This is a genomic window from Bradyrhizobium sp. AZCC 2262 (assembly GCF_036924535.1).
Taxonomy (GTDB): Bacteria; Pseudomonadota; Alphaproteobacteria; order Rhizobiales; family Xanthobacteraceae; genus Bradyrhizobium.
Map to the genome: position 1 here is coordinate 8,289,190 of NZ_JAZHRT010000001.1, position 16,078 is coordinate 8,305,267.

General features: G+C 63.6%; 15 protein-coding genes. 10 read left to right on the top strand and 5 right to left on the bottom strand.

Annotation, left to right across the window (positions count from 1 at the left end; genetic code table 11):
* Positions 1-85: 85 nt before the first annotated feature.
* From V1283_RS38895 to V1283_RS38905, 3 genes are all read right to left on the bottom strand, one after another.
* Positions 86-1,777 carry an amidohydrolase gene (locus V1283_RS38895; protein ID WP_334391854.1) on the bottom strand — a complete coding sequence of 564 codons (1,692 nt, stop codon included), beginning with the start codon at positions 1,775-1,777 and terminating at the stop codon, positions 86-88.
* 164 nt (positions 1,778-1,941) lie between these two features.
* On the bottom strand, positions 1,942-3,522 hold the full coding sequence (locus V1283_RS38900; RefSeq protein WP_334391855.1) for an AMP-binding protein: 1,581 nt from the start codon (positions 3,520-3,522) through the stop codon (positions 1,942-1,944).
* Between the two features lie 222 nt (positions 3,523-3,744).
* Positions 3,745-4,164: a VOC family protein gene (locus V1283_RS38905; RefSeq protein ID WP_334391856.1), complete on the bottom strand. Its 420-nt coding sequence runs from the start codon at positions 4,162-4,164 to the stop codon at positions 3,745-3,747.
* A gap of 152 nt (positions 4,165-4,316) precedes the next feature.
* On the opposite strand from V1283_RS38905, the gene V1283_RS38910 reads away from it, so the two are divergent.
* From V1283_RS38910 to V1283_RS38945, 8 genes are all read left to right on the top strand, one after another.
* Positions 4,317-5,294 carry a Bug family tripartite tricarboxylate transporter substrate binding protein gene (locus V1283_RS38910; RefSeq protein WP_334391857.1) on the top strand — a complete coding sequence of 326 codons (978 nt, stop codon included), beginning with the start codon at positions 4,317-4,319 and terminating at the stop codon, positions 5,292-5,294.
* 78 nt (positions 5,295-5,372) lie between these two features.
* Positions 5,373-5,627 carry a DUF3551 domain-containing protein gene (locus V1283_RS38915; RefSeq protein ID WP_442895813.1) on the top strand — a complete coding sequence of 85 codons (255 nt, stop codon included), beginning with the start codon at positions 5,373-5,375 and terminating at the stop codon, positions 5,625-5,627.
* A 152-nt stretch (positions 5,628-5,779) separates the two neighbouring features.
* The gene (locus tag V1283_RS38920; RefSeq protein WP_334391858.1) at positions 5,780-6,247 is read left to right on the top strand and encodes an ArsR/SmtB family transcription factor; all 468 of its coding nucleotides are present in this window, start codon (positions 5,780-5,782) and stop codon (positions 6,245-6,247) included.
* Positions 6,247-6,588: an SRPBCC family protein gene (locus V1283_RS38925; RefSeq protein ID WP_334391859.1), complete on the top strand. Its 342-nt coding sequence runs from the start codon at positions 6,247-6,249 to the stop codon at positions 6,586-6,588. The genes V1283_RS38920 and V1283_RS38925 overlap by 1 nt, the downstream gene beginning before the upstream one ends.
* Before the next feature lie 15 nt (positions 6,589-6,603).
* Positions 6,604-7,467: a DUF899 domain-containing protein gene (locus V1283_RS38930; protein WP_334391860.1), complete on the top strand. Its 864-nt coding sequence runs from the start codon at positions 6,604-6,606 to the stop codon at positions 7,465-7,467.
* Positions 7,468-7,510: 43 nt separating this feature from the next.
* Complete coding sequence (locus V1283_RS38935) at positions 7,511-7,867, top strand: DUF1428 domain-containing protein (protein WP_334391861.1); 357 nt, start codon at positions 7,511-7,513, stop codon at positions 7,865-7,867.
* Between the two features lie 270 nt (positions 7,868-8,137).
* A complete protein-coding gene (gene dctP / locus V1283_RS38940; RefSeq protein ID WP_334391862.1) occupies positions 8,138-9,193 on the top strand; it encodes a TRAP transporter substrate-binding protein DctP in 1,056 nt (351 codons plus the stop codon).
* 36 nt (positions 9,194-9,229) lie between these two features.
* Entirely contained in the window at positions 9,230-11,356 is a 2,127-nt protein-coding gene (locus tag V1283_RS38945; RefSeq protein ID WP_334391863.1) for a methyl-accepting chemotaxis protein, read from the top strand.
* A 69-nt stretch (positions 11,357-11,425) separates the two neighbouring features.
* On the opposite strand, the gene V1283_RS38950 is transcribed toward V1283_RS38945, so the two are convergent.
* A complete protein-coding gene (locus V1283_RS38950) occupies positions 11,426-12,547 on the bottom strand; it encodes an amino acid ABC transporter permease (RefSeq protein WP_334391864.1) in 1,122 nt (373 codons plus the stop codon).
* 4 nt (positions 12,548-12,551) lie between these two features.
* Positions 12,552-13,739 (bottom strand): amino acid ABC transporter permease, encoded by a 1,188-nt coding sequence (locus V1283_RS38955; protein ID WP_334391865.1) that lies wholly within the window; start codon positions 13,737-13,739, stop codon positions 12,552-12,554.
* A 102-nt stretch (positions 13,740-13,841) separates the two neighbouring features.
* Here V1283_RS38955 and V1283_RS38960 point away from each other — a divergent pair, with 102 nt between their 5' ends.
* Positions 13,842-14,717, top strand: coding sequence for a MurR/RpiR family transcriptional regulator (locus V1283_RS38960; protein ID WP_334391866.1), 876 nt, complete (start codon positions 13,842-13,844; stop codon positions 14,715-14,717).
* 5 nt (positions 14,718-14,722) lie between these two features.
* Positions 14,723-16,072, top strand: a complete 1,350-nt coding sequence (locus V1283_RS38965; RefSeq protein ID WP_334391867.1) for an aspartate aminotransferase family protein — start codon at positions 14,723-14,725, stop codon at positions 16,070-16,072.
* The last annotated feature ends 6 nt before the right edge of the window (positions 16,073-16,078 follow it).

A 16,078-nucleotide genomic window follows, 5' to 3' on the forward strand; every position in this document is an offset into this window, starting at 1 on the left:
CGAACCCGGAATCTCGAGGTTCCGGGTTCAACGCTGCGCGTTGCCCCGGAACGACAAGTCACCACCGCACCCTGCGCCGCATACGCTAGCGCGCCCCGGCAAATGGTGGTGCCGCATACACCACCTTGCCGCCGACCATCGTCAGCACCGATTTGATCTTGCCGATCTCTTTCACGGGCGCCGTCATGTAGTCCGCCGACAGCACCGCGAGGTCGGCGAATTTTCCGGCCTCCAGCGTGCCGCGCTTGTCGTCGTCGTTTGCCATGAAAGCGGTGTTGCGGGTGTACATCTCCAGCGCCTGGCGGCGGCTCGGCGTTTCGTCGTCGCCGCGGGTCTTGGTGCCGCCGATCGTGGTGCCGTCGAGATACCATTGCAGCGACACGAAGGGATTGTAGGACGATACGCGATGCGCGTCTGTGCCGCCGCCGACCACGAGCCCGAGCTTCATCGCGGTGGCGATCCGCGGCATCGCCTTGGCCTGTTCGACGCCGACTTCCTTCTGCAGCCGCTCGCCGCCGAAATAGAGCCCATCCTGCACGCCCCAGACCAGGCCGAGCGACTTCATCCGCTTCAAGCTGTCTTCGGAGGCGTTGTAGAGATGCAGCACAGCCCAACGCAGGTCGCGCACCGGAAAATCCTTGTTGATGTCCTCGACCACGTCGAGCAGGTCGTGGACGGTGCGGTCCGGGTTCCAGTGCAGCTGGATGGTGTAGCGCTTTGACGCCGCCCAGCGCAGCAGCTCGGCAAGCTTCGCCTTGCCGTCGGGCGTGATGTCACCGTCGGTCCAGTCGGCCCAGATCAGGATTTCGCCGGGGCCGTTGAAGTGCAGCATCGCGTCGCCGAATCCCGGTGGCGAGAGTTGCGTCAGGTTTTGCAGGTCGGCGAGCTCGCTGCCGGGCTTTGGCGCGCAGAGGTGATAGGCGATGCGCACGGTCAGCTGCTTGTCCTGCCACAGCCGGAATACTGCCTGGTAGCTCGCGGGATACATGCTGACGCCACCGCCGTCGACGATGCCGGTAATGCCAAGACTGTTCATCTCGCTGAAGAATTTTTTGGAACCATCGATCTGCTGCTCCATGGTCGGTTTTGGCAGCTTGTCGAATATTTTGCCGAGCGCGGCGCCGCCGGCGTCGATGATGCCGGTCGGCTTGTTGTCGCTATCGCGCGCGAGCTTGCCGCCGGGCGCCACATCGCTGTCGTCGCGGATGTTGAGCGCCTCCATCGCCTTCGGCGACAGCAGCAGCCAGTCATAGAGATGCTGAATGTAGACGGGATTGTCGGGCGCAGCCGCTGCGATCTCCGCCGGTGTCGGCCGGCGCTTCTCGGCAAACTGTTCCTCGGTCCAGCCGCCGGCGATGACGATCCAGGATCCGGGCTTCTGCGCCTTTGCAGCCTGGCTTATCTTCTCCAGCGCGTCTTTCAGCGCGGGTACGCCGATCCAGTTCACCTCGGTGCCGAAGGTCAGCGCGGCGCGAATGCCGTGGATGTGCCCGTCGGTGAGCCCGGGGATCACGGTGCGGCCACCGAGATCGATCAGTTTTGCGGCCTTGCCGGCGAGCTTCTTCATCGCTGCGGAGGTGCCGGTGGCGAGGATCTTGCCGTCGGTAATCGCCGCCGCCTGCTGCGTGGAGAAATCCTTGTCGACGGTGAGGATTTTGCCGTTAAAGAGGATTGTGTCCGCGGTTTGGGCAAACGCGGTGCTGATCGGCGATGTCGCGATGATAACAGCGGCAAAATAGCAAGAAAGCCTTGCAGAATTCGACCTTAGCCCCGGCATGACGCGCTCCCCTGTGATTCTCTTATGTTGCTCTTCTGCTCTCCCCGTCATTGCCTGCGAACAAGCGCGAAGCGCTTGCGCAAGGGAGCGAAGCGACGAAGCAATCCATACTTCCACTTGCGGAGCGATGGATTGCTTCGCTTCGCTCGCAATGACGGACCAATTCACCCCAGCATCTTTCTCAACTCCGCCTTTGCCACCTTCTCCAACGTCGAGCGCGGCATGTCGTCGACCAAGTGAATTTCGCGCGGTACCTTGAAGTCCGCCAGCCCTTTGCGGCAGGCGGCCATCACGGTGTCATGCAGGTCGGCCGGTGCGCCGGCGACGCCGGCCTGCGGAATGATGAACACGACGGGCACTTCATCCAGCATCGGATGCTTCTTTGCCACCACGGCGGCCTCTCGCACGCCGGGCACGGCCGCGATCACCTGCTCGATTTCGGAGGCCGCGACATTCTCGCCGCCGACCTTGAGCATGTCCTTGGTGCGGTCGCCGAATTTAATGAAGCCGTTCTCCAGCAGCGTGACGCGGTCGCCGGTGATGAAATAGCCGTGCTCGTCAAAGCTTTCGCGGGTGGCCTTTTCGTTGTGCAGATATTCTGAAAACAACGAGAGGCCGGGGATGCCCTTGATCAGGAGATTGCCGGTGCCGCCGACGGGCGTAGGCCGGCCGTCGTCTTCGACGATGCGGATCTGATATTCCGGCGCGGCGCGCCCGATCGACATCGGCGTGTTGGGCTGGTCGACCTCGCCGACGATGCCGTGGGTGATGGTTTCGGTCATGCCCCACCAGCCGATCGTCTTGACGCCGAAGGCGGCAAAGGGCGGCGGCTCGGATACCGCGGTGCCCCAGAGCCGGAATTTGTGACTCTTCGGAATCTCGTGTTCCAGCAGCGCCTTCATGCAGAAGGGGATCGTCGAGGTCCAGGTGCAGTTGTGCTCCAGCGCGACGTTCCAGAAGCGGCTCGCGGAAAATCGCGGCTGGATCACGCAGGAGCCGCCGACCCACAGCGTCGCCAGCATCGAATAGGCCAGCGCGTTGGTATGAAACAGCGGCAGATAAGTCTGGTGCACGTCATCAGCGTGCAAGTCCTCATGCGCGGCGTTGATCTTGGCGCCCCACAGCGCGTTGGCATGCGTCCACAGCACCGCCTTCGGCCGCGACGTGGTGCCCGAAGTGTATTGAACGCTGCACGGCGCGAGCGGGTCGGTGGCGCGGCGCGGCCGGTCGGCGCTGTCGGCGAAAAGTGACTCAAAACTGTCACCGCGCGGCGCGTCTTGCGCAGGCTTAGCTCCAGCATCATGCGAGATCACGGCGATCCAGCGCAGACCGCTGCAATTGGCCGAGATCAGCTCGGCGTATGCCGGCTGGGTGATGGCGGCGACCGCGCCGCAATGGCCGGCGAAATATTCCATCTCGGCTGCCGCCGAGCGGGTGTTGGTGGTGACCGCGATCGCGCCGAGTTCGACACAGGCAAACCAGGCCAGGACAGCCTCGATGCAATTATCGAGATGGATCAGCACATATTCGCCCGGCTTGATGCCGCGTTTGATGAGGCCGGCGGAAAGCGCGCCGACGCGCTCGTGAAATTCGCCGTAGGACCAGCTGTGCGCAGGAGCCTCGAACGGCGCCCAGATCAGGAACGGATGATTGCGGCGGCTCTCGGCGCGCATCCGCAGCAGCCACGGCACGTCGAGCCCTGCGAATGGCCCGACAATGCCTGGCGCTGCTTGCGAAAGTGGCATGAAATTCCTCCCGTGCAGCTTCGATTGGCTGCCTTGGTTTTACTTGGGAGTAGTTCTGCCATCGGATGGCGCAATGGGCAAATGCACAGTTGCTAGTGCGTCATTCCGGGGGGATGCGAAGCATCGAACCCGGAATCTCGAGATTCCGGGTCTGGTGCTAGCGCACCATCCCGGAATGACGAACGACAAATCGTCGCTTCGCTCGCAACGAGGGAGTAGCGCTTAACCCCTGCCATCCTCATACGACGAAATCTCGATCAAGCTGCCATCGGGATCCCGGCAATAGACCGATCGCAGCGAGCCGCGGGCGCCTTGCTTGGCCACGGGGCCTTCCTCGATTCTGACGCCGTTGGCCTTCAGGTGCGCCACCACCTCGTCCGGCGTGCTTGACGTCAGAAAGCACAGATCGTCGCTCCCTGCGGTTTCGTGGTCGGCGGTGAACCACTCGACCTTGTCGGCACCGCGCGGCCGCACGTTGATCTTCTGGTTGCCAAACACCAGCGAGGTCCGTGGCGTTTTACCCGGGCCCGGGTCGAACACCTTGACCTCCATGCCGAGAATCTTCCGGTACCACTCGGTGGAACGCGCCACGTCGGACACATTGATCACGAGATGGTCGAGCGCGTTAACCCTGACGGACATGCCTTATCCTTTCGTCGCGGGCGCTGGCGCCTGTGTCGCACTGGCCGCACCTGACTTTGTTTGTTACAACGCGGGCCGCGTTCGGTTCAATAGTGCCGCGCCTCAATAGAAACGGACTGGGCTCTGAATCCCGGCCTCCAAGGAGAAGTTTTATGATTTCACGTCGCACCGCGATTTGTCTGGCCATGATCGGCCTTTCCACGGCCGCTTCTATCGGCAGCGTTTCGGCGGCGGATTATCCGACCCGACCGGTGAAATGGGTCGTCGGATATCCGCCGGGCGGCGCGACCGACATCATCGCGCGACTGATCGGCCAGCGGCTCTCCGAGCGGCTCGGCCAGCAATTCGTGATAGAGAACAAGCCCGGCGCCGGCAACAATATCGCCACGGAATCCGTCATCAACGCCGAGCCCGATGGTTACACGGTGCTGCTGGTCAATCCGGCGAACTACATCAACGCCACGCTCTACGCCAATCTGAAGTTCAACCTCGTCCGCGACATCGCGCCGATCGCGGCGTTCAACCGCGTGCCGAACGTGATGACGGTCAACAAGGATGTGCCGGCGAAGACGGTCGCCGAGTTCATCGCCTATGTGAAGGCCAATCCCGGCAAGGTGAACCTGGCGTCGTCGGGCAACGGCACCTCCGTGCATCTCTCCGGCGAAATGTTCATGGCGATGTCGGGCGCCAAGATGCAGCACGTGCCCTATCGTGGCGCAGCACCCGCGATCACCGATCTGCTCGGTGGCCAGGTCCAGGTGATCTTCGACAACATGCCCTCCATCCTCCAGCACGTCCGCGCCGGCTCGTTGCGGGCGCTGGCCGTCACCACCACGGCGAAATCGTCGCTGTTGCCTGACGTGCCGGTGCTCGCCGACACCATCCCGGGCTACGAGGCGAGCGCGCTGTTCGGCATGGGGGCGCCAAAGAACACCCCAAAGGAAATCATCGCCAAGCTGAACAAGGAGATCAACGAGGTACTCGCCGAGCCCGGGATCAAGGCCAAACTGGTCGATCTCGGCGGCGAACCGCTGATCGGCACGCCGGAAGCGTTCGGCGCGATGATTGTGGCCGAAACCGACAAATGGAAGAAGGTCATCGAGGAAGCCAAGGTCGAAAAGGTGCAGTGATCTACCTCACGGAACATTGGCCCCGTCGCGGTGTTTTATCGAAAAGGCGGCTTTTGCGTCACGTGAAGGAGATCGAAGATGCGCAATGCAATGTTAGCGATATTGGCGCTGTCGGCGGCGACAGTCGGCACGATGGCGGGCAGTTCGCCGGCGGCAGCGTACGATTATCCCTACTGCCTCCAGGGCCGGGGCATCGGCATCCCCGGCGACTGCTCGTACACCAGCTACAACCAGTGCATGGCGTCGGCGTCCGGACGGGCGCTCTACTGCAATGTCAATCCGCGCGTTGCCTTCGGACAGCAGCGGCGGATGCGGGTTTACCGGGATTACTGATCGGGGCCCGCGAATCCTTCCCGGGATGGCCGGACTGAGGCGCGAATTTGCGCTTGATGATCCGGCCATCCGAACTTCCGTCGTCACAACTCTCAAATACGTGATGCAGGCGCGGGCTTGACGGCATTTCGTTTGCCTCTATACTAAACCATATGGTTAAGCTTCAAGAAGAGATCCTGGACCGCACCTTTGCCGCGCTGTCCGATCCGACGCGCCGCGCGCTGCTGGCGCGGCTCGGCGACCGCGAAAGCCTGTCAGTCAGCGAACTGGCGCAACCGTTCTCGATGTCGCTGCCCGCGATCATGAAGCATCTCGACGTGCTGTCGGACGCCGGCCTGATCGCACGCGAAAAGACCGGCCGCACGGTCGCGTGCCGGTTGACCGCTCAGCCGATGGAGCAGGCGATGGAGTGGCTCAATCGCTACCAGCGCTTCTGGTCCGACGCTCTCGACCGCCTTGCCGCTTTTGTGGAGGAAGACCCATGGCCGCCCAGTCAAGCCCTATCAAGTCAAGCGCCCGCGATGCCGAGCCCGCCGAGCGCCCCAGTCTCACGCTCAAGCGCCGATTCAACGCGGCGCCCGAAAAAGTCTACGCCGCGTGGGCCGACCCGCAAAAGCTAGTGCAATGGTTCGGGCCCGGATCGATCGAGGAGGGCTCGGTCAAGGCCGATATCGATCTGCGCGTTGGCGGCCGCTACCGCATCAGTTTTAACGCCAAGGGCACCTATAACGAGGTCGGCGGCGTCTATCGCGAGGTCGTTCCGAACCAGCGACTGGTGTTCAGCTGGGCGTGGCATTCCACGCCGGAGCGGGAATCGCTGGTGACGATTTCGATGAAGCCGGAAGGCAGCGGCACACTGCTCACCTTCCTTCACGAACAGTTCGCCGATGCGACAGCGCGCGACAATCATGAGCGCGGATGGATGGAACTGTTCGCCAAACTCGAAAGCTACCTGGCCTGAACCAAGGAGCCGCTCATGCAACCGCACGCCATCGTCTCCCGCGAGGAATGGATCGCCGCCCGCAAGGCCCACCTTGCGCATGAGAAGGAATACACCAAGGCGCGCGAGCGCCTGGCCGAGGAACGCCGTGCGCTGCCATGGGTCAAGGTCGACAAGGATTACGTGTTCGACGGGCCTGATGGAAAGGCGTCGCTGGCCGACCTTTTCAAGGGACGCAGCCAGCTCGTGGTTCAGCACGTCATGTTTGCGCCCGACTGGAACGAGGCCTGCAAGAGCTGCTCGTTCTGGGCCGACGGATTCGAGCGCATGGTCTCGCATCTGGCCGCCCGCGACACCACGATGGTCGCGATCTCGCGCGCGCCGCTGCAAAAGCTCGCCGCGTTCAAGCAGCGGATGGGTTGGACGTTTGATTGGCTGTCGTCCGGCAGCAACGCGTTCAATTACGACTACGGCGTTTCGTTCACACCGGAGCAGATCAAGCGAGGCGATAACTACAATTTCGGAACCACGCGCTTTGGCAGCGAGGAAGCGCCCGGAATCAGCGTGTTCTATCGCGATGAGGCCGGGAACATCTTCCACACCTATTCCTGTTTCGCGCGCGGTCTCGACATGATGAATGCCGCCTACCACTATCTCGACCTGACCCCGCTCGGGCGTCATGAGGAAGGCCTGCCCTATCCGATGGACTGGGTGCGGCTACGTGACCAATACCAGCCCGGCGCCGGTTCAGGCGTCCTGTTGTCATGGCTAGTTGTCATTAGCGCGCTGCATTCTCAGCCGTCATTCCGGGATGGTCCGAAGGACCAGACCCGGAATCTCGAGATTCTCTGGTGCGCAATTGCGCACCATAGTTCGATGCTTCGCATCGCCCCGGAATGACGGAATCCGTTCGCAATGACTGAAAGTAACGGAGAGCACTACGATGCCTTATGTCGATGGCTTCATCGTCGCCGTTCCGAAGAAAAAGCTCGAAGCTTACGTCCGCCTTTCAAAGAAGTGCGGCAAGGTCTGGCGCGAATACGGCGCGCTGGATTACCGCGAATGGATCGCCGATGACGTCAAGGTCGGCAAGCTCACCTCGTTCCCGCGCAGCGTCAAGCTGAAGCCGGGCGAAACGGTCGTGTTCGCCTGGATCACCTACAAGTCCCGCGCCCAGCGCGACAAGATCAACGCCAAGGTGATGGCGGACCCGCGGCTCAAAGAGATGACAGAAGGGCCGCCGCCGTTCGACGGCAAGCGGCTGATCTATGGCGGCTTCGAAAGCCTGGTGAAGGTGTAGCTCGCCACAGGTTTTGCGTTTCGCAGAATGCCGCGCGGCGGAATTGTCGTCGCATGAATCGCCGTGTTCTGCTGCACGCGATCGCTGCAGCTCGAGCGCGAATCCGCGCCTCCGTTTTTCTACGGAGACAGCAACAGCGTTGCGCGGACAGCAGGGTTTACTTGCGATTAATTAGCCAAAGTTATGGTTGACGTCGTCAAGGACCCGCCATGCGACCGATGGTTGGATCGCGCGAGAGCGTCGACAACCAGCGGTGATGAAGGAAACAGAATGTTCCCCCGCACCAGGATGCAATCCGCGGCCACAGCCCTGCTTGGCCTCGTCGCTCTTTTCGCCACGCCCGCGTCCGCCGCAGAAGTGGTTTTGCGCTTCGGTTCGATCAACACCGAAAATACGGCGCCCTATGACCAGGTCCTGGTGCCGTTCGCAAAGGCGGTTGAGGAAGAATCCGAAGGGCGGATCGAAGTGGCGCTGAAGCCGCTCGGCGGTTACGGCAAGCCGGCCGAACTGTTCACCATGGTCGAGAAGGGCGCCATCGAGATGGCGGCGACCGTGCAGGGCTACCATCCCGGCCGCTTCCCGCAGTCGTCGGTGATGGAACTGCCCTTCATGTTCGAGAACTCGATCTCGGGCACCTCGGCTATGATGTCGCTCTACAAGGAAGGCCTGCTCGACAAGGACTACGCCTCGGTGAAGGTGCTTGGTCTCTATGTCCTGCCGCCCTATCCGATCTTCACGACCGGCAAGAAGATCCAGTCGGTGAAGGATTTCCGCGGCCTGCGCATGCGCACGCCGAGCACCACCGTCGGCGTCGCGCTGGCCAAGCTCGGTACGGTGCCACTCGGCATCCCCCTCAACATGATCGGCGATACCATCGCCAGCGGTTATGTCGATGCGATCGCGTATGGCTGGGACTCGACAACGACAACCAAGGGTGCGGGCGGCAAGTTTCTCGCCGACCAGCTCAAGGTCGTGATCGACGCGCGGCTGGCCGCGCCCGCGCTGATGATCGTCATGAACCGCGCCACTTGGGAATCGATGCCCGCCGATCTGAAGAAGATCATCGAAAAGCACTCTTCCGACCTCGCCATGGGCAGCGCGCGCATCCGCGAGGCGCAGGAGGCCATCACCAAGAAGAAGCTGCAGAGCGATCCGCGCTTTACCGCGCTGGCCTTCAATGACGAGCAGCGCGCCGAACTGCAGCGGGTCACCGCGCCGGCCGTGGTCGAATGGAAGGCCAACATGGCGAAGCTCGGCATCGACGGCGAGCGGCTCTACACGCGCGCCAGGGAATTGATTCAGCAATACAAGGTTGCCACCAAGTAATAACAAAGCTGCGCTCAAGAATTGAGGAAACAGACCGTGACATCAGCTCGCAAACTCGGCATCCGGGCCAAGCTTTTCTTCGCTTTCGCCGCGGTATCGGGAACCACCGTCATCGCCGGCGCCGCCGCCTGGCTGATGTTCTCGCAGGTTCGCGACCTCTTCCACGGCGTCGCCGGTCGCAACATTCCAGAGATCGTCGAAACGCTGGGATTGCAGACGGACACCCAGGCGCTGGCCGGTTCCGCCCCGACCTTGCTGGCGGTAAAATCGCAGGCACAGCGGCAGCAGGAAATGACCGCGCTGAAGGCGCGTCAGGAGGGCATCGCGAAGCGGCTCGACGAGGTCGCCCGCACGCAATCCGATCGGGAAGCGATCGATCGGCTGAACAAGCTGATTGCCGCGATGAACACCAAGCTGGTTGCGCTCGACGTCGCGGTCGACGATCGTCTCAAGCTCAGCGCCCGTGGCGAAGAGATCGTGAAGGCGGCCCAGATTACCCAGACCAAGTTCAACGACGTGCTGCTCCCGGCGGGCGAAAAGGCCCAGGCCGACATCAACATGGTTTCCATGACGCTGGGCGGCGACGCCAACCAGTCGATGATGACGCTGCTCAAGCTGGTCTCGACCCAGGTGCCTGTGTCGCAGGGCTTTGCCGATCTCGTCGGCTTCGTCAATCTGGCGTCGAGCCTGCTGGATCGCGCCGCAGTCGCGCCGGATGTCGAAAGTGTCACGGCGCTCGAGAAGAATTTCAAGGCGATGTCGGCAAAGGTCGAGGAGAAGCTCGATATCGTCAACACCCTGCAACCGACCGAGGGTCTGCCCAAGGCGGGGGAAGCCTGGCTGAAGCTCGGCTCGGGCGAGACGATCTTCGACACGCGCCGCAAGGAGCTCGCCGCCAGCCAGCTCGGGCAGAAACTGCTCGACGAGACGCGCGGCTTGACCGGTGAACTCGCAAAGGAAGTCGCAGGCCAGGTCAAGGCCGTCACCAACAAAACCAAGGAAGCCACCGACCGTTCCGACGAGGCCATTGGTTTCGGCACGTTCGTGATGCTGATGATCGCCGCGATCAGCGTCGCAGGCGCCGCCTTGTTCGTCTGGTTCTATATCGGCCGCAATCTGGTGGCGCGGCTGGTCGGTCTGGAGCAGACCATGACGCGGCTCGCCGGCGGTGACCTGTCTGCCGAGGTCGAGACACGACGTGGCGGTGACGAAATCGGCCAGATGGCGCAAGCGCTGTCGGTGTTCCGCGAAGGCATTGTGCAAGCGAACGCGGCGGCGGCCCAAAAGGCGGCCGAGCAGGAGGCGAAACAGCGACAAGCCGCTGTCATCGACCAATTGACGCGCGAGTTCAACGACGGCGCGACCAATGCGCTGGCCGCGGTGTCTACCGCTGCGTCGCGCATGAAGGGTTCGGCGGAGAAGATGTCGAGGGTCGCCGCGCAGGCCAAGGAACAAACCGGTGTCGTCGCATCGGCTTCCGAACAGGCTGCCGCGAACGTTCAGACGGTTGCGGCTGCGACTGAAGAGCTTTCGGGCTCGATCACCGAGATTTCCCGTCAGGTCGGCGAATCCGCCCGTATCGCCGCCCAGGCGGTGGAGCAGGTGGCGAAGAGCGAAGTCACGGTCACCGAGCTTGCCAACGCGGCCAACCGCATCGGCGAGGTGGTCGGCCTGATCAACACGATCGCGGCGCAGACCAACCTGCTGGCGCTGAACGCGACCATCGAAGCCGCGCGAGCGGGCGAGGCCGGCAAGGGCTTTGCCGTCGTCGCCTCCGAGGTCAAGAGCCTTGCCACGCAAACGGCGCGCGCCACCGAGGGCATCACCGCGCAGGTCTCGGCCATTCAGGGCTCAACCCAGGAGGCGGTCGATACCATCAAGGGCATCGGCCAGATCATCGACAAGATGTCGGAGATCGCGACGACAGTCGCTTCCGCGGTCGAGGAGCAGGGCGCCGCGACGGCGGAGATCGCACGCAACATCCAGCAGGCGGCATCCGGAACGCAGAACGTTTCCAACAATATCGTCGGCGTCTCCAGCGCAGCCAATGAGACCGGCCAAACCGCATCCGACGTTCTGCAATCCTCCGACGGTCTGGCGGCGGAGTCGGAAGCGCTCAGCAACGAGGTCGGCCGCTTCCTGGCGCGCATCAAGGCCGCGTAAGCCGTCTTCGACGGTGCAGCGCGTTCCCGGCGCTTCGGCTGGTTGTGCCGTTCCGGGACCTATCCGCCGTCACCCCGGCCGTGCCTGCGCCTCCAGGCTGCGGCTGTAGCGCGACATGGCGAAGCAGAACAGGAAGTAGATCACTCCCACGAACACGTAGACTTCGATGCTGAACGGCTGCCAGGCGGGATCGATGATCGACGTCTTCGCCGTCGTCAGCAGGTCGAAGATACCGATAATCAGCACCAGGCTGGTATCCTTGAAGAAGGCGATGAACGTGTTCACCAGCGGTGGGATCACGTGGCGGATCGCCTGCGGCAGGATGATCAGACCGTTCTTCTTCCAATAGGATAGCCCGAGCGCGTCGGCGGCGTCGTGCTGCCCGCGCGGAACGGCCTGCAGGCCGCCACGGATCACTTCGGCCAGATACGCGCCCGCGTACAGCACGAACGCGATCTGCGCGCGCAGCAGCTTGTCGATATTGACGCCGTCGGGCATGAACAGCGGAAACATCACGCTGGCCATGAACAGGAGGCTGATCAGGGGAACGCCGCGGATCAGCTCGACATAGAGCACGCAGAGCGAGCGGATCGCGGGAAGTTTCGAGCGGCGGCCGAGCGCCACGACGATGCCGAGCGGAAAGCCGAAGGCGAGCCCGAAGGTTGCCAGGATGAGCGTCACCGGCAGCCCGCCCCAGCGGTCCTGCGATACGTAGGTCAGCCCGGCGATGCCGCCCCACATCAGCACGCCGATCAGGATCAGTGCGGCCGCCCACACCGCCACCAACTCCTTGCGCAACCAGCTCCGCCGGCTCGACACGTAGAACAGCGCAATGAAGGTCAGGCACACCAGCGCCGGCCGCCATTGTTCATCGAACGGATAGGTGCCGAACAGGATGAAGCGGTATTTTTCGGGGATGACGGCCCAGCAGGCGCCGAGCCCGCGGATCGAGCGGCAGGCGGCGGTCTGGTCGCCGGGCACCGACCAGATCGCATTCCAGTAGCCCCATTGCACGAGGCTCACCAGCGCCTTGCCGAGCAGCGCGATCAGAAGCACGGAAATGACGCCTGAGGTGACCGAGGCGAACAGGTTGGCGCGCAGCCAGCGGATGACGCGCCCGCCCGGGACCTTGCGCGATCGCGCGCTGTTGAACGGCAGTGGATTTTTCGGCACATCCGATATCGACGTCATGGGATCAGCGCTCCACCAGCGCGATGCGCGCATTGTACCAGTTCATGAACAGGCTGATGCCGAGGCTGATGGTCAGGAACACCATCATGATGAGCGCGATGGCTTCGATCGCCTGGCCGGTCTGGTTCAGCGTCGTGTTGGCGATCGACACCACGTCCTGGTAGCCGACCGCGACGGCCAGCGAGGAATTCTTGGTGAGGTTGAGGTACTGGCTGGTCATCGGCGGAATGATGACGCGCAGCGCCTGCGGCAGCACGATGCGCTGGAGTACGAAACTCCGGCGCAGGCCGAGCGCGTTGGCGGCGTCCCACTGGCCTCGGGGAACGGCCTGGATACCGCTGCGGACGATCTCGGCGATGAAGGCCGACGTGTAGGTGACGAGCGCGATCAGCAGCGCGAAATATTCCGGCGCCAGCGTCAGCCCGCCGACGAAATTGAACCCGCGCAGCTCCGGCAGCGTGACGGTCCAGGATGCGCCCAAGCCAAACGACACCAGCGCCGGCAATGCCACGAGCAAGGCCAAAGCGTACGGCCAGAGATGCCGCACCTTGCCGTCGGCCATTTGCCGCGCCATCAATTGCCGCCGCAGAACGTATAGCGCGATCAGCCCGGCGACGACGGCTGCGATCACCCAGAGGTTTGCTTCCGCGATCGGGACGGATGGAAGCACCAGGCCCCGGTTGGAAAGAAACACTCCTTCAATCGGTTTCCATGCGGCCCGCGCCGCCGGCAATCCCTGCATCAGCACGTACCAGAACAGCAGCTGCAGCAGCAGGGGAATGTCGCGCAGCAGCTCGACATAGACCGCGGCAAGCCGCGACAGCAGCCAGTTCGACGACAGCCGCGCGATGCCGATCAGCGTGCCGATCACGGTCGCCAGCACGATGCCGATGACGGCGACGCGGAGCGTATTGATGATGCCGACGATGAAGGCGCGGGCGTAAGGGTCCTTCGGGCTGTAGGCGAGCCAGGTGTCCGCGATCGGCATCCCGGCTTCGCGGCCGAGAAAGGCAAAACCGGTCGAAATCCGGCGTACCGACAGATTGTGCAGGGCGTTCGACCACAGGAAAGCGACGATCGCGACCGCGATCCCGACCACCACGACCTGCCAGAGCAGGCCGATGATCTGCTGGCGGTTCAACGAGAAGCGCAATTGCCTGCGGCGGCGGAGTTCGGGTGTCGATGTCGTCACAGCACAAGGATCCTTCTGGCAACAGCGATCTTCGGCCATGCGTCCCCGAGGAGGCGCATTTCAAATGTTGCACCAAATCGAGATTTGTGCAACATATGTTTCATGGCGCTGCCCCAGCCAAAATCCTCGCCGCTCAGCGAATTGTGCAGTGCGCTGCCGTCGCTTCCAGCGCGGCTGCAGCAGGTCGGGCGCTTCGTCGCGGCCAATGATTACGACGCCACGACGCGTTCGATGCGCGATCTGGCCGCCGAGGCCGGCGCCGATCCCGCCGCCTTCACGCGTCTTGCAAAAGCGCTGGGTTATTCCGGATGGGACGAGTTGCGCGCCGCGCTGACCGAGGCGCGCCGGCCAACGCAAGCCCAGCCGTTCTCGGCCCGCACCCGCGCCGGCCGCAACGGGCCCCACGCCGAAATCTCGCTGGTCGCCGACAAGCTGGAAGCCGAGGCGGCAGGCCTTGCGCGTATCGCGCCCGGCGCTGTGGCCGACGCGGCGAAGGCTTTGAACGCGGCGCGACGGATCTGGATCGCCGGTTTTCGTAGCTGCCGCAGCGTGGCCGAGTTGCTCAACTATCAGCTTCGGCTGTTCCGCCCCGACGAGGTACATCTGGTCGGCGGCTCCGGCCCGGAAGATCTCGACCTCGGCGCCTTCCGGAGCGGCGATGCGGTCGTAGTCATCGGCTTTGCTCCCTATTCCAGAGCCAGCGTGCTGTCCGCGCGTGCCGCGCATGATTCCGGCGCCACGCTGGTCGCGATTGCCGACGCGATCACCGCGCCGATGGCGGAGGGCGCTGATCATCTGCTGCTCTATGAAGCCGCCGCATCGCCCGGATTCTTTCCGAGCCTGACCGGCGCCATTGCGATTGCGCAGTCGCTGGCCGCGGTCACCTTCGTGCTCGGCGGCGCCAAGGCAAAGCGCCGCCTCGAAGAGACCGAAGGCCGGCTGGCCGCGATGTCGCAATATGTTGCCGAGGAGGGTTGACCGTCATGAGCGTCAGCAAGAGCCGCGTGCTGCATCGAAGTCTGCGTGAAACCCCTCCCAGGGCGATCGGCGGCGAGGGCGTCTGGCTGATTGGCGAGGACGGCAGGCGGATTCTGGATGCGTCCGGCGGGGCCGCCGTCTCCTGTCTCGGCCACCAGCATCCGCGCGTGCTCGCGGCGATGGCGCGGCAGGTGTCGAAGCTGGCCTACGCCCACACCAGTTTCTTCTCGTCGGAGCCGGCCGAAGCGCTGGCCGACAAGCTCGTGGGCCACGAGCCCGGCGGGCTGGGTTACGCCTATCTCGTCAGCGGCGGCTCGGAAGCGATCGAGGCCAGCATCAAGCTGGCGCGGCAGTATTTTATCGAAGCCGGCCAGCCGCAACGCCAGCGCTTCATCGCACGTCGCCAGAGCTATCATGGCAATACGCTGGGTGCGCTGGCTGCCGGCGGCAATGCCTGGCGTCGTGAGCCCTATGCGCCCCTGCTGTCAACGGCCTTCAGCCATGTGACGCCGGCCTTCGCCTATCACGAAAAACGCGACAGCGAATCCGAGGCAGATTTCGTCGCCCGGCTGGCGGCCGAGCTGGAGGCGGAATTCCAGCGACTTGGCCCGGAGAACGTGGCGGCGTTCATCGCCGAGCCCGTGGTGGGCGCGACCGCGGGCTGCGTGCCGGCGCCGGAGGGATATTTCCGCGCCGTTCGCGAGATGTGCGACCGGCATGGCGCGCTCCTCATCCTCGACGAGGTGATGTGCGGCATGGGTCGCACCGGCACGCGCCATGCCTGGGAGCAGGAGGGCATCGCCCCCGACATCCAGGCGATCGCCAAGGGATTGGGCGGCGGCTATCAGCCGATCGGCGCCATGCTTGCGAGCACGCGCATCGTCGATGCCATCCGTGACGGTTCGGGCGCATTCCAGCACGGCCATACCTATCTGGCCCATCCGCTGGCCTGCGCCGCGGCGCTTGAGGTGCAGCGGGTGATCGATGACGAGCAATTGCTCGACAGGGTCAAGGATCTCGGCCGCCACCTCGAGCGGCGCCTGACCGAGCGTTTTGGTAATCACCGGCATGTCGGCGACATCAGGGGCCGCGGGCTATTCCAGGCCATCGAACTGGTCGCCGATCGCGCCACCCGAGCGCCGTTCGATCCGGCGCTGAAATTGAACCAGCGCATCAAGGCGATCGCCTTCGAAGGCGGGCTCGGTTGTTATCCCGCGGGCGGATGCATGGACGGTCGCAGCGGCGATCATGTCCTGCTCGCGCCGCCCTATATTGCGACGGCGGCCGATATCGACATGATCGTCGACCGCTTAGGGCACGCGGTCGACTTAGCGTTGAAGAGTGTGGGTCATTAGCAGGAG